This is a genomic window from Spirosoma oryzicola (genome assembly GCF_021233055.1).
Lineage (GTDB): Bacteria > Bacteroidota > Bacteroidia > Cytophagales > Spirosomataceae > Spirosoma > Spirosoma oryzicola.
On record NZ_CP089538.1, the window covers coordinates 3,325,867 to 3,350,243 of the forward strand.

23 protein-coding genes are annotated in these 24,377 nt (G+C 49.6%); 10 read left to right on the forward strand and 13 right to left on the reverse strand.

Going from position 1 to position 24,377, the window contains the following annotated elements:
• Nucleotides 1-28 precede the first annotated feature (28 nt).
• The 3 genes from LQ777_RS14140 (at nucleotide 29) to LQ777_RS14150 (ending at nucleotide 5,377) form a co-directional block, all read left to right on the forward strand.
• On the forward strand, nucleotides 29-658 hold the full coding sequence (locus tag LQ777_RS14140; RefSeq protein WP_232558575.1) for an NUDIX hydrolase: 630 nt from the start codon (nucleotides 29-31) through the stop codon (nucleotides 656-658).
• 362 nt (nucleotides 659-1,020) lie between these two features.
• Nucleotides 1,021-2,172 (forward strand): efflux RND transporter periplasmic adaptor subunit, encoded by a 1,152-nt coding sequence (locus LQ777_RS14145; RefSeq protein WP_232558576.1) that lies wholly within the window; start codon nucleotides 1,021-1,023, stop codon nucleotides 2,170-2,172.
• A gap of 58 nt (nucleotides 2,173-2,230) precedes the next feature.
• Nucleotides 2,231-5,377 (forward strand): efflux RND transporter permease subunit, encoded by a 3,147-nt coding sequence (locus tag LQ777_RS14150; RefSeq protein WP_232558577.1) that lies wholly within the window; start codon nucleotides 2,231-2,233, stop codon nucleotides 5,375-5,377.
• A gap of 80 nt (nucleotides 5,378-5,457) precedes the next feature.
• Here LQ777_RS14150 and LQ777_RS14155 read toward each other — a convergent pair whose 3' ends face one another.
• Complete coding sequence (locus LQ777_RS14155) at nucleotides 5,458-6,216, reverse strand: SGNH/GDSL hydrolase family protein (protein ID WP_232558578.1); 759 nt, start codon at nucleotides 6,214-6,216, stop codon at nucleotides 5,458-5,460.
• A gap of 172 nt (nucleotides 6,217-6,388) precedes the next feature.
• On the opposite strand from LQ777_RS14155, the gene LQ777_RS14160 reads away from it, so the two are divergent.
• Nucleotides 6,389-6,997 carry an RNA polymerase sigma factor gene (locus tag LQ777_RS14160; RefSeq protein WP_232558579.1) on the forward strand — a complete coding sequence of 203 codons (609 nt, stop codon included), beginning with the start codon at nucleotides 6,389-6,391 and terminating at the stop codon, nucleotides 6,995-6,997.
• Nucleotides 6,987-8,672, forward strand: a complete 1,686-nt coding sequence (locus LQ777_RS14165) for a hypothetical protein (RefSeq protein ID WP_232558580.1) — start codon at nucleotides 6,987-6,989, stop codon at nucleotides 8,670-8,672. Before LQ777_RS14160 ends, LQ777_RS14165 begins: the two co-directional genes overlap by 11 nt.
• Nucleotides 8,673-8,766: 94 nt before the next feature.
• Here the strand turns inward: LQ777_RS14165 and LQ777_RS14170 are convergent, their stop codons facing one another.
• From LQ777_RS14170 to LQ777_RS14195, 6 genes are all read right to left on the reverse strand, one after another.
• Entirely contained in the window at nucleotides 8,767-10,080 is a 1,314-nt protein-coding gene (locus LQ777_RS14170) for a PQQ-dependent sugar dehydrogenase (protein WP_232558581.1), read from the reverse strand.
• 89 nt (nucleotides 10,081-10,169) lie between these two features.
• Nucleotides 10,170-10,541: a DUF3471 domain-containing protein gene (locus LQ777_RS14175; protein WP_232558582.1), complete on the reverse strand. Its 372-nt coding sequence runs from the start codon at nucleotides 10,539-10,541 to the stop codon at nucleotides 10,170-10,172.
• Between the two features lie 33 nt (nucleotides 10,542-10,574).
• The gene (locus LQ777_RS14180) at nucleotides 10,575-10,991 is read right to left on the reverse strand and encodes a GNAT family N-acetyltransferase (RefSeq protein WP_232558583.1); all 417 of its coding nucleotides are present in this window, start codon (nucleotides 10,989-10,991) and stop codon (nucleotides 10,575-10,577) included.
• A 200-nt stretch (nucleotides 10,992-11,191) separates the two neighbouring features.
• Nucleotides 11,192-12,526, reverse strand: a complete 1,335-nt coding sequence (locus tag LQ777_RS14185; RefSeq protein ID WP_232558584.1) for an ammonium transporter — start codon at nucleotides 12,524-12,526, stop codon at nucleotides 11,192-11,194.
• 68 nt (nucleotides 12,527-12,594) lie between these two features.
• Nucleotides 12,595-13,752, reverse strand: a complete 1,158-nt coding sequence (locus LQ777_RS14190; protein WP_232558585.1) for a porin — start codon at nucleotides 13,750-13,752, stop codon at nucleotides 12,595-12,597.
• A gap of 329 nt (nucleotides 13,753-14,081) precedes the next feature.
• A complete protein-coding gene (locus LQ777_RS14195) occupies nucleotides 14,082-14,432 on the reverse strand; it encodes a 4Fe-4S dicluster domain-containing protein (protein ID WP_232558586.1) in 351 nt (116 codons plus the stop codon).
• Nucleotides 14,433-14,566: 134 nt separating this feature from the next.
• Here LQ777_RS14195 and LQ777_RS14200 point away from each other — a divergent pair, with 134 nt between their 5' ends.
• The gene (locus tag LQ777_RS14200; protein WP_232558587.1) at nucleotides 14,567-15,604 is read left to right on the forward strand and encodes an aldehyde dehydrogenase family protein; all 1,038 of its coding nucleotides are present in this window, start codon (nucleotides 14,567-14,569) and stop codon (nucleotides 15,602-15,604) included.
• A gap of 113 nt (nucleotides 15,605-15,717) precedes the next feature.
• Here the strand turns inward: LQ777_RS14200 and recG are convergent, their stop codons facing one another.
• From recG to LQ777_RS14230, 6 genes are all read right to left on the reverse strand, one after another.
• Nucleotides 15,718-17,826 (reverse strand): ATP-dependent DNA helicase RecG, encoded by a 2,109-nt coding sequence (gene recG / locus LQ777_RS14205; RefSeq protein ID WP_232558588.1) that lies wholly within the window; start codon nucleotides 17,824-17,826, stop codon nucleotides 15,718-15,720.
• A gap of 177 nt (nucleotides 17,827-18,003) precedes the next feature.
• Entirely contained in the window at nucleotides 18,004-19,428 is a 1,425-nt protein-coding gene (locus LQ777_RS14210) for a DUF5723 family protein (RefSeq protein WP_232558589.1), read from the reverse strand.
• 173 nt (nucleotides 19,429-19,601) lie between these two features.
• Nucleotides 19,602-20,204 (reverse strand): NifU family protein, encoded by a 603-nt coding sequence (locus LQ777_RS14215; RefSeq protein WP_232558590.1) that lies wholly within the window; start codon nucleotides 20,202-20,204, stop codon nucleotides 19,602-19,604.
• A gap of 144 nt (nucleotides 20,205-20,348) precedes the next feature.
• A complete protein-coding gene (rpmA, locus tag LQ777_RS14220; protein ID WP_232558591.1) occupies nucleotides 20,349-20,663 on the reverse strand; it encodes a 50S ribosomal protein L27 in 315 nt (104 codons plus the stop codon).
• A gap of 70 nt (nucleotides 20,664-20,733) precedes the next feature.
• Complete coding sequence (gene rplU / locus LQ777_RS14225) at nucleotides 20,734-21,051, reverse strand: 50S ribosomal protein L21 (RefSeq protein ID WP_232558592.1); 318 nt, start codon at nucleotides 21,049-21,051, stop codon at nucleotides 20,734-20,736.
• A 102-nt stretch (nucleotides 21,052-21,153) separates the two neighbouring features.
• The gene (locus LQ777_RS14230; protein ID WP_232558593.1) at nucleotides 21,154-21,603 is read right to left on the reverse strand and encodes a PaaI family thioesterase; all 450 of its coding nucleotides are present in this window, start codon (nucleotides 21,601-21,603) and stop codon (nucleotides 21,154-21,156) included.
• A gap of 131 nt (nucleotides 21,604-21,734) precedes the next feature.
• Between LQ777_RS14230 and LQ777_RS14235 the strand changes: the two genes are divergently transcribed.
• The 4 genes from LQ777_RS14235 to LQ777_RS14250 all read left to right on the forward strand — a co-directional run bounded on the left by LQ777_RS14235 (nucleotide 21,735) and on the right by LQ777_RS14250 (nucleotide 24,360).
• Entirely contained in the window at nucleotides 21,735-22,496 is a 762-nt protein-coding gene (locus LQ777_RS14235) for a phosphosulfolactate synthase (protein ID WP_232558594.1), read from the forward strand.
• 91 nt (nucleotides 22,497-22,587) lie between these two features.
• Nucleotides 22,588-23,241, forward strand: a complete 654-nt coding sequence (locus LQ777_RS14240) for a DedA family protein (protein ID WP_232558595.1) — start codon at nucleotides 22,588-22,590, stop codon at nucleotides 23,239-23,241.
• A 3-nt stretch (nucleotides 23,242-23,244) separates the two neighbouring features.
• Nucleotides 23,245-23,991 carry a shikimate dehydrogenase family protein gene (locus tag LQ777_RS14245; RefSeq protein WP_232558596.1) on the forward strand — a complete coding sequence of 249 codons (747 nt, stop codon included), beginning with the start codon at nucleotides 23,245-23,247 and terminating at the stop codon, nucleotides 23,989-23,991.
• Between the two features lie 84 nt (nucleotides 23,992-24,075).
• Nucleotides 24,076-24,360, forward strand: a complete 285-nt coding sequence (locus LQ777_RS14250) for a putative quinol monooxygenase (protein ID WP_232558597.1) — start codon at nucleotides 24,076-24,078, stop codon at nucleotides 24,358-24,360.
• The last annotated feature ends 17 nt before the right edge of the window (nucleotides 24,361-24,377 follow it).

Below are 24,377 nucleotides of genomic sequence, written 5' to 3' on the forward strand. Positions count from 1 at the left end.
CAAAACGCTATAAACTGTAACGCAAACCATGATCGACACTTCGTTCCATACCTTTACTGAGCAGCTCCGCCAGCGATTGCAGAAACCGTTACCCGGCGAAACGGCCCATCAGAAAATGGCATCATCAGCTCGTTATCGCCTGGGTATCAGACCTAACGAACGAACACGACGAAGTGCGGTTTTGATTTGCTTTTATCCGTATCAGAACTCGATCTACCTGCCGTTGATTCTCCGACCGCAGTACGACGGTGTTCATGCCGGGCAGATGGCGTTTCCCGGTGGCCGAATGGAACGCTTCGACGAGAATCTTACCCGGACAGCTTTGCGGGAAGCCCAGGAAGAAGTAGGCATTCGGGTGACGGACGTAAAGGTGCTGGGCTTATTGACCGAATTGTTTATTCCACCGAGCAATTTCTACGTACAACCCGTTGTCGGTATGCTTCCTTACCGGCCCGATTTTTATCCTGACCCTCGCGAAGTCGAAGCCGTGATCCAGGTTGATCTAGAAACGCTGCTGGATGAAACAATCGTTGGCGACAGTCAGATCGAAGTACGGGGCGTACTGGTTGACGCTCCTTTTTACGAAATTCAGGGGCACCGGGTTTGGGGAGCCACCGCCATGATGATAAGTGAGTTGCTGATGGTTATGGCCTCGTAGCCTACCTTAATCGATTTAGCACAATTTTTTTCAACGAATTCATTTTTACAAGTAATAAGTATTTTTCGGAAAGGCGGCCCGGTTGGTTAATCAACCCCTTCGGGATCGTTCGGTAATAGCTAGCTCATTATCATAACGGACGTCTTTTAAGATGGCAGGGACGCCACCGATTTCATAAGCATTTCTACGGATACCAGACGGTACTACTCACCAAAATAAAGGTGACTCTTATCCGTAAAGTAAGCTCATATACAGGCTACTGCCGATTGTTATAGTCGTCAACATTGATAGCTTTGTAGTTTGTAACAAACACGGTATCTCCACCGTTAGAAATTAAATCCCTTATTGCAAATTACTACTCCGTGAAAAGATGGATTGCTATCGGTCTCGTCGTTCTTGTGCTCGGCGGGATAATTGTGTATAACAAAGTATTACATCCTGCTCCCGGTGCTACCCCAGGTGGTCCTGGAGGAGGCAGCGCTGGAAAAGGTGGCTCCGAAAAAGGAGGACCTGGGGGCAAAGGTGGCCCCGGCGGTGGCGGCCCGGCTACCGTTAGTGGCTTTGTTGTGATTTCGAAAAACCTACAGGAAGATGTTGTCTCCAGCGGATCGCTACTAGCAGCCGAACAGGTCGATATTTACCCTGAGATTTCCGCGCGCATTACTCAGCTAAACATTCGGGAAGGCCAACCCGTCAAAAAAGGGGATTTGCTGGTCAAACTTTTCGATGCCGATCTACGGGCACAGTTGTTGAAACTTCAGGCTCAGGCCGACAATGCCCGCCGAACGGAAGAGCGGAACAAGCAACTATTGGAACGGGGCGGCATAAGCCAACAGGAATTTGACATTACAACAACAAACCTACGGTCGTCGCTGGCCGATATCGAGTTGGTGAGAGCAAACCTGCAACGTACCGAAATCAGAGCGCCTTTTACGGGTGTCATCGGTTTGCGGAACGTCAGCTCGGGAGCGGTCGTTTCGCCCAATACGCTGATCGCCCGATTGCAACAGGTTTCGTCACTTAAACTTGATTTTTCGATCCCGGAAAAATACGGCCAGTCGGTGCATCCGGGTAGCGAGATATCTTTCCAGGTAGACGGCAGCAACCAATCCAGCCAAGGCGTTGTTTACGCTATAGAACCCGGTGTTGAAGAGCAAACCCGTAACCTACGTATTCGGGCGAAGGTTAACAACACAACGGCTCGCTTCCGCCCCGGTACGTTTGCCCGTGTGACGCTAACCATTCAGAACGAACGTAGTCTGGTTGTGCCCACACAGGCCGTAATTCCTCAGACGCGTACTAATCAGGTTATTGTCGTTAAGAACGGAAAGGCGCAGTTTAAAGACGTCAAAACCGGAATCCGTACGGCCGGAACCATCCAGATTCTGTCGGGTGTCCAGGCCGGAGATACCGTTGCAACAACGGGTTTGTTGTTTCTTAAGCAGGATGCTCCGGTCAAGATTGGCCGTGTAGTAACCCTACCCGGTAACAGCCCTAAAGTAGCCAGTAATTAATCGAGTAGCCGATGGCAACCGGTAAATGCCAAACCCTAAAATATAAACTCAACCAGCAATGAGTCTGCCCGAATTAAGCCTGAACCGACCGGTCTTTGCTATGGTTATGTCCATTGTCATTGTCCTGTTCGGCATTATCGGCTTCACCTTCCTTGGTGTACGCGAGTATCCGGCGATTGACCCGCCGGTGATCACCGTACGGACCAATTATACTGGTGCGAACCCTGATATTGTCGAGTCGCAGATAACCGAGCCCATCGAGAAATCGCTCAACAGTATCGAGGGTATCCGGACCATCTCGTCCAACAGTGCGCTGGGAGCCAGTACGATTACCGTTGAATTCAATCTGGACGCCAACCTCGAACAGGCGGCCAATGACGTTCGTGACAAGGTTTCGCAGGCGCAGCGCCAGCTCCCGCAGGATATTGACGCCCCTCCGGTTGTAACCAAAGCCGACGCCAACTCGGACCCGATTATTTTCATGACCGTTCAAAGTACGACCCGTAACCCGACCCAATTATCGGATTACGCCGAGAACGTACTCCAAGAGCGTTTGCAGACGATTCCGGGCGTAAGTCAGGCCAATATTTACGGTCTTAAGCGCCAGGCTATGCGGCTTTGGATTGATCCAATCAAGTTGTCGGCTTATCGGCTGACCGCGCAGGACATTCAGAGTGCACTGACGGCTCAGAACGTCGAACTACCCAGTGGTAAGGTCTACGGAAACAATACAGAGCTGACGGTAAAAGCCGTTGGTCGCCTGACAACCGAAGAAGACTTTAATAACCTGATTCTGCGGCAGACGGCTAACCAGATCGTTCGCTTTAAAGATGTAGGCAGTGCAGTGTTAGGCGCTGAAAACGAAGAAACGCTATCGAAGCAAAACGGCGCAGTGGGTGTCATTCTGGTGCTTATTCCTCAGCCGGGAGCCAATTACGTGAGTATAGCCGACGAATTTTACAAGCGATTCGATCAGTTGAAGAAAGACCTCCCCAGCGATATTATCGTCAGCGTAGGGATTGACCGCAGTACGTTTATCCGTCGGGCGATTGAGGAAGTAGGCGAAACGCTGATCATTTCGTTTGTGCTCGTCGTATTGGTTATCTACTTCTTTTTCCGTGACTGGCTCATCGCCTTCCGTCCGCTGATTGATATTCCTGTATCGCTGATCGGAGCGTTTTTTATCATGTACGTTGCGGACTTTAGCATTAACGTACTAACGCTGCTCGGTATCGTACTGGCAACGGGTCTGGTGGTCGATGACGGGATCGTGGTCACGGAGAATATCTTCAAGAAAATTGAAGATGGCATGGATACCAAGGAAGCCGCCCGTGAAGGTTCTAACGAGATTTTCTTTGCGGTATTAGCCACATCGATTACGCTGGCGATCGTATTCCTGCCGATTATCTTCCTGGAGGGCTTCGTTGGTCGCTTATTCCGCGAATTTGGTATCGTCGTCGCGGGTGCCGTCTTGATTTCGGCCTTTGTTTCGTTGACGCTCACACCGGTACTAAGCGTAAAACTGACGAGCAAAAATCACGGTAAAGACTCCTGGTTCTACAAGAAAACGGAGCCGTTCTTTCAATGGCTTGACGAGTCGTACCGCGATTCGCTCAATGGTTTCATGCGCAAAAGGGGTTGGGCTTTCGTCATGATTGGTGCGTGCGCCGTAATTATTTTTGGCATTGGTTCGCTGCTTAAATCAGAATTAGCTCCGCTCGAAGACCGTGGCCGTACCCGTATTGCGATTACGTCGCCGGAAGGAACAAGCTATGAATCGCAGGCCGCAACTACCGACCGCGTGATGCAGCTTGTCCTCGACTCCATCCCCGAAACACGGTTGGCATTCAGCGTCGTAGCACCTGGTTTTTCGGGAGCAGGCGCGGTAAACTCGTCGTTCGTGATGATCAACATGGTTGAGCCTTCCGAACGCAAACGTTCGCAGCAGGAGATTGTCGATTACCTAACCAAGAACCTGAAAAAGTTCAGCGAAGCGCGTATGTTTGCTACGCAGGACCAGACGATCCAAGTCGGTCGGGGTGGCGGTTTGCCCGTTCAGTTCGTTATCCAGAACCTGAATTTTGAAAAGCTACGGGAGAAACTACCAGTTTTCCTTGACGAAGTCGCCAAAGATCCAACGTTTCAGAACAACGACGTTGACCTGAAATTCAACAAGCCGGAGCTAAACATCAGCATCGACCGCGAAAAGGCAACCAACCTCGGTGTTTCGGTACAGGATGTGGCGCAGACGTTGCAGCTGGCCCTGAGTAACCGTCGTCTGGCGTACTTCCTGATGAACGGAAAGCAGTATCAGGTGATTGGGCAGGTTGACCGGGCCGACCGCGACGAACCCGTCGATCTGGCTTCGTTCTACGTCCGCTCCAATCAGGGTCAGCTAATTCAGTTGGACAACCTGGTGAAATTTCAGGAGGTGAGCAGCCCACCCCAGGTGTACCACTACAATCGATTTAAGTCGGCTACCGTATCGGCCAGCTTGGCTCCCGGCAAAACCATTGGTGATGGGGTAGCCGCTATGAATGCTATTGCTGATCGTACGCTTGACCAAACGTTCCAGACGGCGCTCTCCGGCCCTTCGCGCGACTACGCCGAAAGTTCATCGAATACCTTGTTCGCCTTTGGTTTAGCGCTGGTGTTGGTTTATCTGGTCTTGGCCGCCCAGTTCGATTCGTTTGTCGATCCACTGATTATTATGATTACCGTACCGCTGGCGCTGGCCGGGGCTGTCTTCTCGCTTTGGATGTTCAATCAGACGCTGAACATCTTTAGTCAGATCGGTATCATCATGCTCGTGGGTCTGGTTACTAAAAACGGTATTCTGATTGTCGAATTTGCGAACGAGCAACGATTAACGGGCAAGAATAAGTTTGAAGCCGCCACCGAATCAGCGGCTATGCGGTTACGACCTATTCTGATGACAACGCTCGTGGCTGCGTTTGGCGCATTACCGCTCGCATTAGCGCTTGGGTCGGCATCGAAGAGCCGTATTCCACTGGGTATTGTGATTGTGGGCGGTCTGATGTTCTCACTCGTGCTTACGCTCTACGTCGTACCAGTAATTTATACGTATATGACTCGCCGGAAAGACGTTTCGGAAGAGAAAACGCACCAACGTCCATTACCACAACCAGATGGTCGACCAACGGGAGACACGACAAAGCCCGAAGAGATGGAAGTGCAACTTTAAAAAATGCATCACGCACAAAAAACCCCGGCGGACAAAATCTGCCGGGGTTTTTACTTCTCATAGGTTAATTAATGTCCGTTTTAACTCCGCCGAATCGTATGAATAGCGACAATGGTTGGCGCAGCCAGGTAAAAATCAAACAAAGCACGACCGACCAGTTCATGTCCAACCGCATTCAGGTAGCCAGTGTTTGTCGTACTGGTCAGAAAATATTCTTCGCGGGGCTGAATTACGGCGTCCGAGTCAAAAACGCTGAACGATTGCCGTACGTCCGACCGCATAAACAAAGCCCGTCCCTGCTGCCGTAACCACCGATAGACAGGCTCCGGATGCGGGAACGGACTAAGCAGTATTACTTTATGGCGATATGGTTTCAGCAACGTAAGTAAATCGGTCAACTCGTGCCGAACCGTAAACAACCGTGGAAGCAGTCCGAGTGTAGCCATACCTTGCATCAACAGGAACTGCCCGGCCTCGGCGGTTCGTTTGATCAGCCCCACTGGCTTTTTTTCAACGGTTGGCAAGAGCCACTCAGGCAGTACCAGATCTCCGGAAACGTCAGGCACACGACTCGTATCGCGGACGAATACCGATTCCAGGCCAGCCGGATGGTCCACACAGCCCTGACCCGCCTGCACCATGATCAGATCATAGTGTTCCAGCGGTAGCTGACTCATAGTCATCTGAACCGCAGCCAATGTTGACTGGGCGTACGCTTCTACCGAAACCGCTCGGCCAGTCTGGCTTATTTGCCGAATAAAATGACCAACAAAACTAATTTGTCCGGCAGAAAGGCCGTATCCTCCAATATGCCGGTCACCAATGATCAGTATCTTCATCGTACGATGTGACACCCGTGTGCCTTTTTCTATCCATACGCCCCTGAATTGATGAGTGTGGCAGTTACCAGCTAAATTTTTAGATATTATTTTGGCTAACCCGTGCAACGAATTACTACCCCACTGCGTATTAATACGTATATGCGCCTACTCACTCTAATCGGAACAAACGTTGTTTTTCAAGAAATCATCCTCGTTTGCCGAACATGACCTTATCAGCGTCATTCAGGCCTGCCGTGCCAATGATCCGCGGGCGCAGCGAACGCTTTTCAAGCAGTTTTTCGGGTACGCCAAGAGTATATGTCTTCGCTATACATCGAGCCGCGAGGAAGCGGAAGATGTTTTGAACGAAGGCTTCCTGAAAGTCTTACAACATCTGGATCGCTTCGACGAAAAACAACCCTTCAAGGCCTGGCTGCGCACCATATTGGTCAACACAGCCATTAGTCATTACCGGCGGAATCACCAACTAGAACAACATTCTAATCTGGAATCAGGCGAAGACGTACCTTTTGACGATGACATCGTTGACCAGATAGCCGCCGACGAGATTCTGGCTTTGGTGCAACAGCTGACGCCAACTTACCGAACGGTGTTCATGATGCATGTCGTTGACGGATATAGCCTGCACGAAATTGCGGGCATTCTATCGCACAACGAAGCTACTGTACGCTCCAACTATGCGCGTGCGCGCCAGAAACTACAGCAAATGATTCGGCAAGCTTATCCATTCCACGCTAAGACCGGCCCCAAGGCCCCATTACCCTATCATGAAAACTGATCGATTTGCCGATAGTATCCGACGAAAGCTGGATAGCATTCGACCTGAATTTTCAGAGCGAGACTGGAAACGGATGCAGGCGTCCTTAAACCAGGCAAGCCCTTCGCCCGGTGCACCCACCCCTTCCGCTCATCCTTTTGCGGGATATACGGCTAAGCTGGCCGCTGCTGGCCTGGTTGGTACCGCTATTTTCTTATCGACCACTATCTGGCAACACTATGAATTAAAACATCTACATCAAACGCTTCAGCAAGTAAACCAGAAAGTTAATACACCAACCAATAACGCCCCTGACCAGGATCAGCCTAGCCTGGCGTCAGGATCGGCCGGTGCTCAATCGGAACAGCTTGCCCTGCAAAATCAACGCCCCGCTGGTACAACGTTACCGGGTGAGGCAACCGTGAAGCGAGATACCGTATACATTGATCGGTATATAACCGTACCTGCTTCCCCAATACGTCTTCGCTCTACAGATAACGCTCAACTGGCTAATCAGCAAAGACGGCAATCGTCAAACGAGCCAATAGCCCTAACAAACGCGTCAGACCTGACGACGCAATCTGGTAGTTTGTCTCAAAATGACAAGCCACGACAAGGTTCGACTCATTTTGACGAGGCAACGACAGGCGCGATACAGCCTACTGGTGCGGGTATGTACCGCGAGAAACGGGAAAAGTTGCTTTCCAACGCAACTTCTCCGGCTAAGCGTCAGGAGCGAATTTCGGAGAGTCCGGAGAAAACTTCCCCACCGGATGCCGCTAGCCAGCAAGTCGCCTTGACCGAATCGTCGGGAGCAACAACGCGCAGCAACGGCTCGGTCGCTAACACGGGGAATGCCCCTGTAGCAGATAACGGAAACGTACCAACCCAATCGGCAACATTCAACGCCCCCCCCGCCACTGGATCAGCCGACGCGGCTCAATCGGCAATCGCTTTCGAACCGATGTCGGCCCTACCGATGCAGTTGAATACCATTCATTGGGACGCTGTGCTGGCACAACGGGCAAGACGTATGCGCCCGGCTAGAACAACAGTAATAAGCGGCCAGGCGTCATCAGCTCCTGTCGTTCAACGTGTTCGGCCAATTCCGTTTCAGTTTAGAGCGGGGCTTGGAACGGACCTGAATACGCAGGCGCAGAGCATAGGGGCTTACGCTGAAGTAATAGCATTCAAGCACTGGAGCCTGGGAATAGGGCTGAGTCAGGCTAAATTTGGAACAAGTTTCTTTCCGAGCATTCTTGATTTCGACAAGAGTAATCCGCAGGATTTTCGGAAGCAATATGGCCGTGGTTTTGACCCCCGGTTTGAAATTTTCGGCATTCAACTGTATACCAAACGAATTCAGCTTCCCATCAATCTAAGCTACCGGATTCCTGTATCCCAGTCTCTCACGATTTTACCCACCATCGGTACGGACCTAACGCTACAGAATCAACAGTTTATTAGCTTCTACCATCAATTGCCGTTCAAGATGGGTTACGAAAAAATTGACGGAAAAAGCATTCGTCCGATGGATTTGCTGAATAACGCGACATTTGGAGCAAGCGTTGAGTGGCAGGCAAAACATTGGGCTGCGCAGGCTGGGCCACTTATTACGACACCACTGCAACCCGATCCAGGTTGTCAGCAGGCAACGACCATTGGGTTACGGGCCAGGGTATTTTATCAGTTTTAAGCCGTGAGAAGGCCAGAGCAACTCGAATAAGTCAGTAAAAAAAGAAACGCAACGTAAGCGCTTACGTTGCGTTTCTTTTTTTAGACCAGTTTTTTTACTTGGATGCGACTACGCGCCATATCCGTCCGGCGGCATCGTCAGCAACTAGTAAGGCTCCGTCTGGTGCTACCGTGACTCCTACTGGACGGCCATAAACATCTTTGTCATTACCTGCTGTGATAAATCCGGTTAAGAAATCTTCCGGTTTGCCCGGCTTACCATTCGCAAACGGCACAAATACCACTTTATACCCCGAAAACGTCGACCGGTTCCAGGAACCGTGTTGCCCAACAAACGCACCATTGCGGTACTTTTCCGGAAACGCGGTTTCATCGTAAAAAGCTAAGCCAAGCGAAGCGGTATGCGAACCCAGTGGTACATCGGGAACAACCGTTTTTTTCACCAGATCGGGACGCTCACCTTTCCGGCGCGGATCTTCGTTCTGACCGTAATAGGAATAAGGCCAGCCGTAGAAAGCCCCTTCTTTGACGCTCGTTAGATAGTCCGGGACCAATTCATCACCCAACTCGTCGCGTTCGTTAACAGCCGTGTACAGGGTCTTGTTTTCGGGTTGCCAGTCCATACCCACCGGGTTACGCAAGCCGCTGGCAAAAATCCGTTCACCCGACCCGTCTGGATTGATCTCCAGGATATTGGCCCGCCGAACTTCGTTGTCCATACCATGTTCGCCCACGTTACTTCCCGATCCAACAGAGACATAGATCTTTTTGCCATCGGGGCTGGCCAGCAGATTGCGTGTCCAGTGATTGTTATAGCCACCGGCGGGCAAGTTTAGGATCTTTTTACCTGGACTGCTCATTTTTGACTGCCCAGCCTTATACGGGTACTGCCAGATACCGTCGGTATTAGCGACATAAAAATGATCGCCCAGCACCAGCATTCCAAAGGGTTGATTCAGCCCGCCTAAAAATGTTTCCTTTACTTCGGGCTTTCCATCTTTATTCGTATCGCGCAGGAGCGTAATCCGGTTGGCACTCGGTGCCGAGCGTTCCGAATTACTTTGCCCTACCGCAATGTTTTTGATTGCCTGTTTGACTCCTTTACGCTCCGTATTGGCTTCAGCGACGAAAATATCACCGTTCGGTGCTACATAAATCCAGCGAGGGCTCGCTAAACCACTAACGTATTCTGTTACGGCAAAACCCGCTGGTGCCTGTGGTGTTTTCCCCTGCGGCCAGCCAATAACATTACTGAAATGCTGCGTCGATTTTGTCGCGTACGGAGCAGGCAGAGTGATCGTCGTGTCGGCAGTGGCTACGTCGGTAGCGGCTGTATTGCTTTCTTTTTTTGAGTTGCAGGCTGCAAACAAAGCAGTCATGGCAACCGTCGTCACAATAAGTGTTTTCATTGTTGAGTTTTAGCCTCTCGTTTTTCCAAAGCCTTTTCTAAGACTTATCGTAAGAGTATGCTCGTTAAACTCATAATGAAATCGTTTAGTTACGGATTCTCTTTCTTGGCCGTTAGCTCGGTACCTTGAGCGGCTAGCGTCAACCCTGTCACGGCTTTTGTCGCCACGTCGCGAATAAATGTGATGACTGAACCGTACGAACTCGTCGATTGATAGGTATCTTCTTTTGCCTGTTTTACGAGCCGGTTTTTCCCAAATTCATTCGCTTCGCCCATTAAGTCCCCTTTTTGAGCCGTAACGGTAAATTTTTCAATTGGACTTCCGCTCGTAAATGTGTACGTCCCGGTATATTCACTCAAGCGGATTGAATCGGCAACCGCAGCCGTTGATTGGGCGTACGAAGAACCGCACAGCGACAGGGTTAATCCAGCGATTAGGAGAAAGAAGTATGTTGTTTTCATGGTTTTTAGGGTTAGTTCAGGTAAACTAACTGATTATAAAACCATTTCAAAACGGGCGTACGGAATCGGACCTTTGTAGAACACATCACTAACAGCCTTCATGCCAAAACGCCGGTAAAAATCAGCTGCATCGAGCCGGGCATCACACCAGAGTGTCGTAGCTCCCAGCCGACGGGCTTCGGCAATCGTGTGGTTCAGCAATTGAGTACCAATGCCCCGGCGCTGATGAGCGGGAGACGCGGCAAACTTTCGGAAACGCGCGGTCTGACCGTCCACAAATAAGGAGATTACAGCTACCAAATCGTCGTGAAGAAATGCGCCAACGTGATAGCCTTCCGAATCGTTGTCTACTTTTACATAATCGAGGGGTTTGTCAGGCCATAACACGCTGTGACGAAGCGGGTAGGTTTGCTCGGGTTTGATTGCCCGAATGGATAAGGTATCAGTCATCTGTCTATAATCAAGGGCCTGCAAGCTACCAATCATTTGGCAAAGCGCATCTTCTGGAGCTTGATGTAGCCTTGTTCCTTACCCCCATAAAAGCAGGAAACCGCCCCCAAGCGGGAACGGCTCCATGAGTACAACAAAACCACAGTAAAGCTGCCGGTCGTAACGGCCAGACAGAGTGCCTGTGGATTTGTCGTTGTTTCTTATGCTTCGATCAGGAATTCGTCATGCTGACTAACATCCAGACCTGACTTCTCATCTTCTTCAGACACACGCAGTGGCAGAATCAGATCCGTGATTTTCAAGATCAGATACGACATAGCGAAGGCAAATATCGAAACGCCAACCAGTGCAATCATGTGGTTTGTGAACAAGGTCGTTTGACCGAATGCCAACCCTTCGTCTACTACGGCTGAGTTTACCCCTTTGCTAGCGAAGATCCCCGTCATTACTAAACCAACCATACCCCCAACACCGTGGCAAGGGAATACGTCGAGGGTATCATCGAGCGTTGATTTCGAGCGCAGGTGAGCCACATAGTTCGAGATAATAGAAGCAACCGTACCGATAAAGATCGACGTAGGAACCGTAACAAAACCAGCCGCTGGCGTAATCGCAACCAAACCGACAACCGCACCGATGCAGAAACCAAGCGCCGATACTTTCTTGCCTTTAGCAGCATCGAACAGAACCCAGGCCAGACCAGCCGCAGCCGCAGCCGTATTCGTCGTAGCGAAAGCCGAAGCAGCGAGTGGCGTAGCACCTACTGCCGAACCGGCGTTGAAACCGAACCAGCCAAACCACAGCAGCCCCGTACCTAACAACACAAATGGAATGTTGGCTGGTGGAAAATAGCTGGCTTCGAGGTGCGACTTACGACGCTTCAGGTACAAGGCACCGGCCAAAGCAGCCCAGCCTGCCGACATGTGGACAACCGTACCACCGGCAAAATCAAGAACGCCCATTTTGAACAGAATACCTTCTGGATGCCAGGTCATGTGTGCCAAGGGAGCATATACGAACAGGCTGAACAGGATCATAAACAATACGTACGACCGGAAATTAACGCGCTCAGCCATCGAACCTGTTACCAGAGCGGGCGTAATTACCGCGAATTTCAGTTGAAAGAAAGCAAAGACGACCAGTGGGATACTTGCCGCTAATGACCAGGGCTTGCCGTCGAGTACACCTTTGAACATGAAGTGATCCATTGGATTGCCGACAATACCGCCAATCGATGAACCGAAGGCTAGGCTAAAGCCAACAACCACCCATAATATGCTGATAACACCCATCGCGATAAAGCTTTGTAGCATCGTCGAGATTACGTTTTTGTTATTGACCATCCCACCGTAGAAGTACGCCAGGCCGGGTGTCATCAACAAAACAAGCGCCGTAGCAACAAGCATCCAGGCTGTATCGCCAGAGTTGATGCCTTCCGTTACGATCTGGGTCGGAACACTGTTAAAGCCGGGAAGCACACCGAGTATGGCGAAAGCTCCCAGGAGAATTAGAGGTACGTAATTGGGCTTTTGCATGACAATTGAGGGGTTTTTGTTGTACTAAGATTATCGTATTCGTTTGGGTTAAGAAAACAGAGTTACCGTTAGAACTTAAAGATGGCAGCCATCCCCAGCGTCGTCTGTGATTTCGTAAGCGATCCGTCGTTTTTCTCGAATTTATCCGCATTGTAGGCGTCAATCCGTAGTTCGGGCTTGAACAGGATGTGGCCGTCTGCTGCGTTGATATTACCCGTCAACGTGATTGAGTTGACACTGGCACCATTACCAGCAGCGTCCGTTAATGCGCGGGCACCGTTCTTGTTATCAAATGTCTCGTAGCGAACACCCAGGCCAAACTTGTCGGTAAACGAGTAGTTCGAATACACGGCTACTCCACCCCAGCTCTTCGACGTAGCAGGGCCACCAACGCCCTGATAGTCACCTTTCTGCGATCCAGTAGCAGCATTCAAGCCCAGATAGAACTTAGGGGTAACCTGGTAGGTAGTCGTCAGATCGAACAGCGAGTAGCTTGCGTTGTCTGCGTTTACAGCGTCCGTGTTTTGCGATGCTTCATTCGACGTAATAGCATTCAAATAGACATTCCAGCCTACAACCGGCGAGAAAAAGAACTGTCCAATCAACCCCTTCTTCTTGTTGTTGTCGAACAGGTTATCGACGTTGTTGACAACGCCCAGCATCAAGTACGCCCGGTCACTGAAGGTATACTGTCCCTTTAACCCGATGTGATAGAAAGGACCGTTGTTGAAAAGGTTCGAAAGCGAATAGTTGTAGTTGACAGGTGCGTCAATCACCTCATAACCGATATGCGTACCGAACTGACCAGCGGTAAACGATAATTTGCTGGACGCTTTAAAAACAATGTACGCTTGTTTGATCGCCAGTGCGGTTGATCCGGGAGTACCGAGCAACCCAACATTATTACCATAGTTACCAAGATCGGCGAATGGTCCAAATGCCAGGTCGATAACCGCATCCACTTTATCAGCTGTGTATGTTGCTTTAGCCTGAACCAAGCCAATTCCGAACTGACCCGCTTTTTGGTCGAAGGCGCGCGCATTACCAGCGTTTGTACCATTCAGACCCAGGTTTGACTGGCTTTTAGGATTATTGAAGTTTCCAAAATAGTACGTATCCATGTACCCCGAGAACGTGAATTTCCCCGGCGTAGTGGACGTTGAATCCTGAGCGTATGTGCTCCAACTAACAAACAAAGAACTAATAAGTAAAAGTATTTTTTTCATGCTTTTTCTTTGGTAGCGTAGTGGATCTGTTGTAGTTTAACTGGGAGCAAATTTTATCATATAATTCGTTCAATACAAGAGATTTTAGCAAACAAAGAGGCAATTTTTTAGTTTTTCTGTTATTTTGTTCAAATTATTATAATTTTTAGAAGCAAAATACTCCATTTTACTAGTTTTTTCCTCTTTATAACATATTCTGCTATAGTCATTGTAGACCAAATATTATTTTCTAAGGATTATCAAGATTGATTCAGTTAGGATACGGCCTGGAAACATAAAAGCCCGACTGGATAACCAGTCGGGCTTTTCGCTTGCAGAGTTGCTACTAGTTAGGCTTCTGCGTGTAACCAGGCTTTCTTGGAAAGCAGCGTTTCTTCATCTTCAACGACCTCTGGGTCGGGAACGCAGCAATCTACCGGACAAACGGCTGCACACTGTGGCTCTTCATGAAAGCCGACACACTCGGTGCATTTGTCACTTACTATATAATAAAACTCATTAGAGACGGGAGCCTGTGGCGCTTTGCCGCTTACAACCGTTCCATCGCCGAAATCGACTTCGGTTAGTTCGGTTCCTCCGCCCCAAGTCCATTCAACACCACCTTCGTAGATGGCTGTATTGGGGCATTCGGGTTCGCAGGCACCACAATTGATGCACTCGTCAGTGATCATGATTGCCATGAGCAGTACAGATTTATTGGCGATGAACTTTTATCTTCCTGAATTGAACAACAAATATAACTATTTAAAGGTTATGGGAAAACTAAAAATTCATTACTTTAGTTGATGGTGTATTCCATTTGTTTATTTACTTCATGCTTCAATCAGAACGCCTGCAAACGTTCGTGGCTTTAGGCGATCATCTACGCGCTGCCGAAGCCCAGCCCGAGTTAGAGGAAATCGCTCAGCGGGCTTACCACAAGAATAACTGGTTTACTCCTGCGAACACAATAAATGCGCTGAAAGCCATAGCGGATGAGTTTTTATCAGCCGATAAACTAAACGCGTGGGTTAATCGCTATCCAAGCGAACCCAACACCTCGCCCCGTTCCATTGGTGTTGTCATGGCGGGTAACATTCCGGCGGTTGGTTTCCATGACTTGCTCTGCGTGCTAATCAGTGGCCATCGGCTTCTCGCTAAGTTAAGTGCCCAAGATTTTGTATTAATTCATTATTTAATACAAAAAATAAAAGACATTAACCCTGCTTTTTCGGATTATATCGATGAAGTTGAGCGTCTTAATGCAGCGGACGCGTACATCGCAACGGGAAGTAACAATACCGCTCGCTATTTTGACTACTACTTTTCTAAAAAGCCGAGCATCATCCGCAGAAATCGGACCTCTGTAGCCCTACTGACGGGTGCGGAGACAGAAGGAGACTTCGAGAAGCTCGGAAGCGACATTTCTGACTATTACGGGCTGGGATGCCGTAATGTTTCGACCCTGGTAGTGCCCGAAGACTATGACTTTACGCCCTTACTGCGCACTTTAGAGCCGAACGCGCGAACGTTTCTGAACAACCACAAATACCAGAACAACTACGACTACAACAAGTCCATTTATCTGATCAATGCGGTTCCTCATCTTGACAACGGCTATCTGTTGCTGACCGAAAACGAGGGGCTCGTTTCGCCCATTTCCGTTGTTTACTACCAGACGTATCGCACGCAGGCGGACGCAATGACGTGGTTTCAGGAACGGGCAGATCGCATCCAGGTCATTGCCTCAGCGCAAAACTGGCTCGCTGGCCATACGGATTTGCCGACGGTAGCATTTGGGCAGACACAACGTCCGAGCTTGAGCGACTACGCCGATGGCATTGATACAATGGCCTTCCTGACGTCACTATGAGTTGCTTTTTATCGTTTTCAGTGTGTGATTTTGAATGCTTCACGCACTGAAAACGATTTAATTGATCCAGGAAAACCGTGCCGATTAAAAGCTTCAGGACACATCAGCATTAGCTAGCTGATTCGGCCCCAATTGTTTTCCGTTTGTTTTAAGCCATCGAGGTGATTCCGGATCGGCGCATGCTGGGGCAATACGAGTTCAGGATCTTCCTGTAAAATAGCCTGTGCCGATTCGCGGGCAGCTGTTAACACCGCTCCATCTTTTGCCAAGTCCGCAATCATCAGATCCATGACCCCACTCTGCTGGGTCCCCGTTAGATCACCAGGTCCACGCAATTGCAGGTCTACGTCAGCAATCTCAAAACCGTTATTTGTACGAACCATTGTTTCGAGTCGGGTGCGGGTGTCGCTGCTAAGTTTATAGCCCGTCATCATAATACAATACGATTGTTCGGCTCCTCGCCCAACGCGCCCACGCAGCTGGTGCAACTGCGACAGTCCAAAGCGTTCGGCACTCTCAATGACCATAACGCTGGCATTGGGTACGTTGACCCCTACTTCAATCACCGTAGTGGCGACCAGAATCTGCGTTTCATGCTTGATAAACCGCTGCATCTCGTCGTCTTTTTCGTAAGCCAGCATTTTACCGTGAAGGATACCAATCTCGTACTTCGGACGCGGGAAGGCCCGCTGCATACTCTCGTAGCCATCCATCAAATCTTTGTAGTCGAGCTTTTCTGACTCTTCGATCAGCGGATATACGACGTATACCTGCCGCCCCAGTTCGATCTGCTGCCGCATAAAGCCAAACACTTCGGAACGGTGTTTATCGAACTTGTGGACGGTTTTGATGGGTTTTCGCCCTTTTGGCAATTCGTCAATGATCGAAACATCGAGGTTACCGTACAGCGTCATTGCCAGCGTCCTCGGAATAGGCGTAGCCGTCATAACCAGGATGTGCGGAGGTACGGTTTCGTTCTTACGCCAGAGTTTAGCCCGTTGCGCTACCCCAAAGCGGTGCTGTTCATCGATGATACACAAGCCGAGATTTTTGTACTGTACTGCATCTTCGAGTAAGGCGTGCGTCCCGACGAGAATGTGCATTTTTCCGGCCTGCAACTCCTCGTGCAACACAACCCGGCGTTTCTTGTTGGTCGAGCCAGTCAGAATGCCGATGTTTAGTCCCATCGCATCGGCGAAGGGTTTAAGTCCGTTGTAGTGCTGATCGGCCAGAATTTCGGTGGGAGCCATCAGGCAGGCTTGGGCACCGTTGCCAATCGCCAGTAGGCAGGCAATAAAGGCTACGATGGTTTTTCCGCTCCCCACGTCACCCTGCAACAACCGGTTCATCTGCTTTCCCGTCAGAAAATCCGTATAAATTTCTTTGATAACGCGCTGCTGTGCCCCCGTCAGTTCGAAAGGTAGCAACTCGTTATAAAAGTGCTTCATCAGCGACGTGTCGCGAAAGATCTGTCCGGGAAATTCTTCCTTCTGAATCAGCTTATTTTTGATCAGCCGAAGCTGATTATAGAACAGTTCTTCGAACTTTAACCGTCGTTGCGCCTGTTTCAGCCAACCCTGATTCTGAGGTAAGTGAATGTTCCACATGGCCTCACGCTTTCCTACGAGCCGGTACTGCTGGATCAGGGCGTCGGGAAGCGTCTCGTGAATATGGGGCCATGCCTGTTCGAGCAGTATCCGCATCGCTTTGCCAATCGCCTTGCTGTCGAGGTGCCGCTTACGGAGTTTATCGGTGAGGTTATAGACGGGAAAAAAACCTAATTCATGCTCAGCAGCCGTATTCGCGTTTTCTAGTTCGGGATGGACGATGCTAAACTGTCCGTTAAACGATTGCGGTTTACCGTATGCAATGTATTCACCGTCACGTCGAAGAGTTTTTTCGATGTACGTAATTCCCTGAAACCAGACGAGCGTCATCGAACCGGTACCGTCGGTAAAGGTACCAACCAGTCGCTTCTTCGGGCCTTCGCCTTCCAGATACCAGTCGCGAAGCCGTCCGCGTATCTGCGCAGATGACATCGAGTCCATCAGTTCGCTGATCGTGTAATAGCGCGTCCGGTCGTCGTACCGAAACGGGTAATACTGAATCAGGTCCCCGAAGGTAAATAAATTCAATTCTTTATTGAGGAGTTCTGTCCGTTGTGGACCGAGCCCTTTGAGGTAAAGAAGCGGTGTGTCAAAAAAAGTTGTACGTTCGGTCATAGCAGACCCGGTCTTGATTCACCCAATTATTCCGGCGTCCGGACTGGATTTAACCAAAATTAAACATTTCTAATCGAAAAAGAATAGTAACCTGTTTTGTAGAATTCAGGTATTACAGGCGTTTCCTGGACTTTGAAACAACCGATTTTACGAATGCGCTGTTAATGAGTCTACTGGCTATTCCTCGTCGGCCCGACCAATACCGAAGGCAAAACCGGCGTAAATATCCAGGCCCCGTGGTCGAATACCGTTACCGCTGCTTCCCAGCAAACCCAAAAAGTTGTCGGTTCCCAACCAGCCTGGTCCAACCCGAACGGATGCTCCTACCGACAGGCCACGGTTCAGATAGGATACGGGCACGGACAAGCTCAGCCAGCGCGCATCGTAACGGGGAGTTACAGCAACCAGCGATGGCTGGTGCGTAGCAAGCGCCTGCTGTGATCGAACGTCCTGCAAGTACGTTACGTTGATACCAAATCCGTCTGGAAGCTGATAATCAGCCGTCAGATTAAGCGATGTGGGAAGCCCGGAACGAAAACTCGTTCTATCAGGATTACGGCCCGTGTTGAATTTTGTTTGAATGACGCGCGCGATGTCTTCAACACCGTTCAAATTGTTGAAATCGCTGCTCCGAAACAAAACCGGGTTTTGCCCGATGTCGGAGTACTTATACTCCTGTCCCGTATAAGACAATCCCCCAATGTCGGTTAGGGCCAGGCCCAGTTGTAAAGCCGGACTATCGGCGTCATACTGACTGCGATACGTTAGCCCAAGATCGAGGCCAAACCCTTTACCCGGCGCTGCATTGCTGAACAGAGTACGAGGATTCAGGCTGCGGCCCTGCAAAAAGCTGGTGTACGCTAACGTAGCATCAAACCGATTAACCTCCAGCAGCGCACTGTTCGGGTTGTTTGGGTCGGGGATGATTTGGTAATCCATACCCCGATTGATCAAATGCTGCGCGTTGTAGCCGAGCAGCAGTTTGGCGGTTGCGCCGAGTTGCAGTTTCTGTCCGTCGCCTTCCCAAATGGTTCCGGCATACGTAAAGCCTAACTCCGCAAAAGTATTGGTGTTCGCACTGAATTTGTTGTCTCTATTAGGGATGCTATACAAGGCATTATCAACCAGGCTAGATCGAAAGGCAGAAAGCAGTTCTTCGGGTGCCCCTATCACCTGCCCTACCGCTCGAAAGCGTGTTGTCACCGCAAAAGCGGCCCGCTCACTGGTCTTTATCAGAAAGGCAGGACCCCGAATTTCACCCAGGATTGTTCCGTTTTTAGGCGCTCCGTCTAGGATTTCCTTTGTGTAGGAAGCATCGAAGCGCAGTGAGCCATCCGAATTTTTATACTGAGCCGGTACTGTTCCGCTAATTAAGCGCAACATGGAGAAGGGTGCCTGGTATCGAACGTAATTGTTGTTTACATGAGCAACACCCGTTACCCCATTCAGGTAAAACTTGGAAGGCGAATCAGCGGCTAAGGCCGGATTAATGTATAGCCGGTTGGTGCCACCGTAGCGGCTGGTTGATATGCCTAAAAGATTTTGGGAGAAACTGGCCGTAGCAGCCAGCAAAAATACTGGTAATACAAACGAATACTTCATCTAGTCACGGTTTGAATGGCAGAGCGTGCTGCAAAGTAAACGTCTATTCGCCACGTCAGTTTATTCCTGGGGCATTTATTTTGATCTAGTGGTAAAGGAAAAGACCGTCAATAGTAGCGATAGTATTGACTACCAGTTACCAATTGACGGTCTTACTAAATACAAACGATTACTTATACGCCTTCTGCCTCAACCAGTTTTACTTCAGGTACCAGGCGTGTCAGTAAGTTTTCAATTCCGGCTTTAAGCGTGAGCGTCGATGAAGGACAACCACTGCATGATCCCTGCAACAGCACTTTAACCGTACCGCTCGGCTCATCGAACGAGTAAAAACTAATGGCACCACCGTCCGATTCAACGGCAGGTTTGATGTATTGATCCAGTACAGCCTTGATTTTCTGGACAGTCTCAGAATCTACCTCAAGTTTTGTGGTATTGGTGTCCATCGTCCGCTGCGCAAAAACGGGCTTCTGCGCACCGAAATATTCTTTCAGGAAAAACTTAACTTCAAAAATTACTTCGTCCCAATCGGTTTCGTCATCCTTGGTAATCGTGATAAAGTTACCGGCAATAAACACCCGACGCACAAAATCGAAGCCAAAGAGCGCTACAGTCAAGGGTGATGCTTTGCCATCAACAAGGGCATCGCCAGCGGAAGCGTAATCGAACGACAATCCGGAAGGGACGAGTTCAAAATTGACGACGAACTTCATCGAGTTCGGGTTAGGACTTCCTTCGGTAAAGATGGATACGGGACGACTCAGCGTAGGATTCATGAGTGATGCGTTTTCGGTATACTATAAAGGCATTTAGCCGGTGATTCGTAGGGTAATAACAGCGACGGCTATTTTTTAGTTTTTGCCCACAAAAAAACCCGTCTGGTTGAATAGCCAGACGGGTTTTTGTATTGAGGAGGTTGACTAACCTTCTACCGTTTCGGCAGGAGCCGCAGCTACAGGAACGGTTTCGATTGCTGATGGACCAGCAGGAACGATGTCAACATACGAACGGCTGTTGCGGCCAGGACGGAATTTTACCGTACCATCAACCAGCGCGAACAGCGTATAGTCTTTACCCAGACCGACGTTTTTGCCGGGATGGTGTTTCGTACCGCGCTGACGGACGATGATATTGCCGGCGATAGCCGACTGGCCACCGAACAACTTCACGCCCAGGCGTTTGCTGATCGAGTCACGGCCGTTTTTGGAACTACCTACACCTTTCTTGTGTGCCATTTTTTTAGTGTTTTCAGTTTTTGAGCTTTCGGTTTACAGGGATGAACTGTAAACTAAATAACTGTCAACTTTACAGAGTGATATCTTCGATCAATACTTTGGTCAGGTACTGACGGTGACCATTTTTCTTTTTGTAGCCTTTACGACGCTTCTTTTTGAAGACGATAACTTTCTCGCCTTTCAGGTGTTCGACGATTTTGGCCGATACTGTCGCCCCAGCGACGGTTGGAGCACCAACGGTGATGCTTCCTTCGTTGTCAACAAGGAGAACTTTCACCTTGTCGGAGGCAAGTGCAGCGTCCACGTCGCCTTCTAACCGGTGGGTATAGATAGAACGACCCTTCTGGATCTTGAATTGCTGCCCTGCGATCTCTACGATTGCGTACATGTTTGTGTATGAAATTGGAAATGAGGTGCGAAATTACAGCTTTTCCGTATCAGTCGCAAGTGATCCGTGATTACTTTTTTGCATGATTCAAGCGTACAACACCTAAAAGGGCAGTTTTAACGACGTCTGAATCAGATTAGTAGCACATTTCGCAATTAGTTTGCCATCAGCCGCAACAATTCGCCCTTCGCCGTGAATAATGTTTTTGCCTTCGCGAATGATCTGACCCGTTGCCGTAACGGTATCGCCTAGCCGGGCTGCGTGCAGAAAATCAATGTTCAAGTTGACGGATGTATAGGCATACTCACGACCGAGGGTAAACACGGCAGCCCCGACCAGATCGTCCAGAATAGCAGCTGCCGCTCCACCATGTAGTGTGCCTGCCGGATTGGTAAGATCTTCCCGAATCAGGTAGTCGGCCACCAACCGCCCATACTCAGCGGCCCGGATTGTACCTTTCAGCCAACGGCCCATTGGCGAAATACTATGACGCATATCGTTGCCAATCTGCGAACGAAAGAAATCGAGACGAGGGTTTGTTAAATTGTCCATATCCAACAAAAATAGTACGAAACTAAGCCACAACCTCAATTGACGCTATTATTTGTGTACTTTCTTGGGAGGTTACCAGGACTTGTGCTACTTTTGGGCGATTTTATAACATGCCTATTTGATCACTCGGAATGAATTATACGCTTACGCAGATTCCCGAACGTACCCCTAAGCCGCGCCAAAGCGGGCTGACAATGGTAATGGACAAGGGACTAAGCCTGCGCGAAGTCGAGGACTTTCTGTCCACCTCCGCAGACTACGCAGACATTATCAAACTGGGCTGGGCAACCTCTTTTGTTACCCCCAAACTTCAGGAAAAGCTCGATCTGTATCGGTCGGCTGGCATACCGGTCTACTTCGGAGGGACACTGTTCGAAGCCTTCGTCGTTCGTAACCAGTTTGACGACTATCGCAAGCTTCTGGATAAGTACAAAATGGAATATGCCGAAGTATCGGACGGTTCCATCGACATGGTTCAGGATCAGAAGTGCGAATACATTCGGCAGTTGGCTACGCAGGTGACGGTTCTGTCGGAAGTTGGCTCGAAAGACGAAGCCAAGATCATCCCACCTTACAAGTGGATTCAATTGATGAAATCTGAACTGCAAGCCGGTGCTTGGAAGGTGATCGGTGAAGCCCGCGAAGGCGGCAACGTCGGCCTGTTCCGCTCGAGTGGCGAAGTTCGGCAAGGACTGGTTGAAGAAATTTTGACGCAGGTACCGTTTGAATCCATTCTCTGGGAAGCTCCGCAGAAAGAGCAGCAGGTCTGGTTTGTCAAACTGCTTGGTGCCAACGTTAATCTGGGTAATATTGCGCCCCACGAAGTGATCCCGCTCGAGACCATTCGCCTGGGCTTACGGGGTGATACCTTTATGCATTTTCTAGAAAAATAATTTTTCAGTTATCGTCTTCCGTTCACTGCGTACAGTAACTACCTGTCTCTGAACGGAAGGTCGCAAAACAGCAAACGGAATCCCTCGTTCTATGGAACTTATCAAATCGCTCATTGACTTCCTGCTTCATCTGGATCGTTACCTTGACGCATGGGCAAACGATTACGGTGTCCTGCTCTACGCCATCCTGTTCCTGATTGTATTTACGGAAACCGGGCTCATCGTTATGCCACTGCTCCCCGGCGATTCGCTGTTGTTTGCAGCCGGAGCCCTAGCCGCCCGTCCGACCAACGAACTAAGCGTATGGGTCATCATTCCGCTGCTGATCGTAGCCGCTCTGATGGGCGATAACGTCAATTACTTTGTCGGTAAGTTTCTGGGAGGTCGGATCAAATCCAGGGAGCGTATTCTCTTCTTCAAACGCGAGTACATTACCGAAACCGAGAATTTCTACGCCAAACACGGTGGTCGCACCGTTATTCTGGCTCGCTTTATTCCCATCATTCGGACAATTGCGCCGTTTGTTGCCGGAGCTGGTAGCATGAACTACGGAACCTACCTTCGGTTTTGCATCTTCGGTGCCATCCTGTGGGTTACGAGCATTTCGCTGTTGGGTTATTTCTTCGGCAATTTCCCGATCGTTCAGAAAAACTTTGAACTTGTCGTATTTGGCATCATTGGCTTGTCCATACTGCCTATCATCTTTGGAGCGCTCAAAAAACGAGCAAGCCGCCCTACTGTTTAAAAGATGACTCGCTACGGTCTTATCGGCTTTCCGCTCACCCATTCATTTTCACAACGGTACTTCACGGAGAAATTTCTCCGTGAAGGTATCGAAAACAGCCGCTACGACCTATTCGAGATGGCTGACGTTGGAGACTCGCTACCCGATCTGCTTACGATGCCGGGTTTGCGGGGTCTAAACGTGACCATTCCCCACAAACAAGCCGTATTACCTTACCTCGACCGGCTGGATTCTTCAGCGCAAAAGGTGGGTGCCGTCAACGTCATTAAACTCGAATCCGACGGAACGAAAACAGGCTACAACTCAGATTATTACGGCTTTCGACAATCAATTACTGACTGGCTGGCTTCGCTGGGTCGTTCCACGAACGGTTTGCAGGCATTGGTACTAGGAACAGGTGGCGCGTCGAAAGCGGTGCTGGTGGCTTTAAGCGACTTAGGCATTTCCTATAGATCGGTATCGCGAACGAAGACCGCTGATAACGCGTCGTACGACGAATTGCCCGAACTGATCGGTGATTATGCGCTTATTATCAACTGCTCGCCGGTGGGTACGTATCCGCATACTAACGAAGCACCGGCCCTCCCCTACGATAAGCTGACAGACCGGCATTTACTATATGATCTGGTTTACAATCCGGCCGAAACCCAGTTTATGAAGCATGGACTGGAACGCGGGGCTGCGGTTATGAACGGTTATCAGATGCTCGTCCTGCAAGCCGAAAAAGCCTGGGCGATCTGGCAGCAATAACGTATTGACTTGTTCTGCCGCAACGCTAGCTTTGCATTCGTCAATCGGCTAATCAATTCTCAGACTCAGTAAATTCAACAAGACATGGCACTCAGCGTTTTTGCGATTATTACGGCGAAGCCGGGTTTCGAAACTGAATTACGGAACGGCTTATCGGAGCTTGTTCCGAAAGTTCGGGAGGAAGAGGCCTGCTTGTTCTACGAACTATTCCAGAGCACCGAGCATCCCGATAAATTTATCATGCATGAACTCTGGACCGATACGGCAGGGCTTATGGCTCATGATCAGATGCCGCACATGAAAGCGTTTGGCGAACTGGCTAAAAACTGGCTGGCAGGTCCGGTAGAGCTGATTAAAGTAGAAAAATAAGCGCAATAGTAAGATTC

Excerpts from the sequence above, each read along its gene's own strand:
- LQ777_RS14140 (WP_232558575.1), top strand. The coding sequence starts at position 29 with ATGATCGACACTTCGTTCCATACCTTTACTGAGCAGCTCCGCCAGCGA.
- LQ777_RS14150 (WP_232558577.1), top strand. The coding sequence starts at position 2,231 with ATGAGTCTGCCCGAATTAAGCCTGAACCGACCGGTCTTTGCTATGGTT.
- LQ777_RS14155 (WP_232558578.1), bottom strand. The coding sequence starts at position 6,216 with ATGAAGATACTGATCATTGGTGACCGGCATATTGGAGGATACGGCCTT.
- LQ777_RS14165 (WP_232558580.1), top strand. The coding sequence starts at position 6,987 with ATGAAAACTGATCGATTTGCCGATAGTATCCGACGAAAGCTGGATAGC.
- LQ777_RS14170 (WP_232558581.1), bottom strand. The coding sequence starts at position 10,080 with ATGAAAACACTTATTGTGACGACGGTTGCCATGACTGCTTTGTTTGCA.
- LQ777_RS14175 (WP_232558582.1), bottom strand. The coding sequence starts at position 10,541 with ATGAAAACAACATACTTCTTTCTCCTAATCGCTGGATTAACCCTGTCG.
- LQ777_RS14180 (WP_232558583.1), bottom strand. The coding sequence starts at position 10,991 with ATGACTGATACCTTATCCATTCGGGCAATCAAACCCGAGCAAACCTAC.
- LQ777_RS14185 (WP_232558584.1), bottom strand. The coding sequence starts at position 12,526 with ATGCAAAAGCCCAATTACGTACCTCTAATTCTCCTGGGAGCTTTCGCC.
- LQ777_RS14190 (WP_232558585.1), bottom strand. The coding sequence starts at position 13,752 with ATGAAAAAAATACTTTTACTTATTAGTTCTTTGTTTGTTAGTTGGAGC.
- LQ777_RS14195 (WP_232558586.1), bottom strand. The coding sequence starts at position 14,432 with ATGGCAATCATGATCACTGACGAGTGCATCAATTGTGGTGCCTGCGAA.
- LQ777_RS14200 (WP_232558587.1), top strand. The coding sequence starts at position 14,567 with ATGCTTCAATCAGAACGCCTGCAAACGTTCGTGGCTTTAGGCGATCAT.
- recG (WP_232558588.1), bottom strand. The coding sequence starts at position 17,826 with ATGACCGAACGTACAACTTTTTTTGACACACCGCTTCTTTACCTCAAA.
- LQ777_RS14210 (WP_232558589.1), bottom strand. The coding sequence starts at position 19,428 with ATGAAGTATTCGTTTGTATTACCAGTATTTTTGCTGGCTGCTACGGCC.
- LQ777_RS14215 (WP_232558590.1), bottom strand. The coding sequence starts at position 20,204 with ATGAATCCTACGCTGAGTCGTCCCGTATCCATCTTTACCGAAGGAAGT.
- rpmA (WP_232558591.1), bottom strand. The coding sequence starts at position 20,663 with ATGGCACACAAGAAAGGTGTAGGTAGTTCCAAAAACGGCCGTGACTCG.
- rplU (WP_232558592.1), bottom strand. The coding sequence starts at position 21,051 with ATGTACGCAATCGTAGAGATCGCAGGGCAGCAATTCAAGATCCAGAAG.
- LQ777_RS14230 (WP_232558593.1), bottom strand. The coding sequence starts at position 21,603 with ATGGACAATTTAACAAACCCTCGTCTCGATTTCTTTCGTTCGCAGATT.
- LQ777_RS14235 (WP_232558594.1), top strand. The coding sequence starts at position 21,735 with ATGAATTATACGCTTACGCAGATTCCCGAACGTACCCCTAAGCCGCGC.
- LQ777_RS14240 (WP_232558595.1), top strand. The coding sequence starts at position 22,588 with ATGGAACTTATCAAATCGCTCATTGACTTCCTGCTTCATCTGGATCGT.
- LQ777_RS14245 (WP_232558596.1), top strand. The coding sequence starts at position 23,245 with ATGACTCGCTACGGTCTTATCGGCTTTCCGCTCACCCATTCATTTTCA.
- LQ777_RS14250 (WP_232558597.1), top strand. The coding sequence starts at position 24,076 with ATGGCACTCAGCGTTTTTGCGATTATTACGGCGAAGCCGGGTTTCGAA.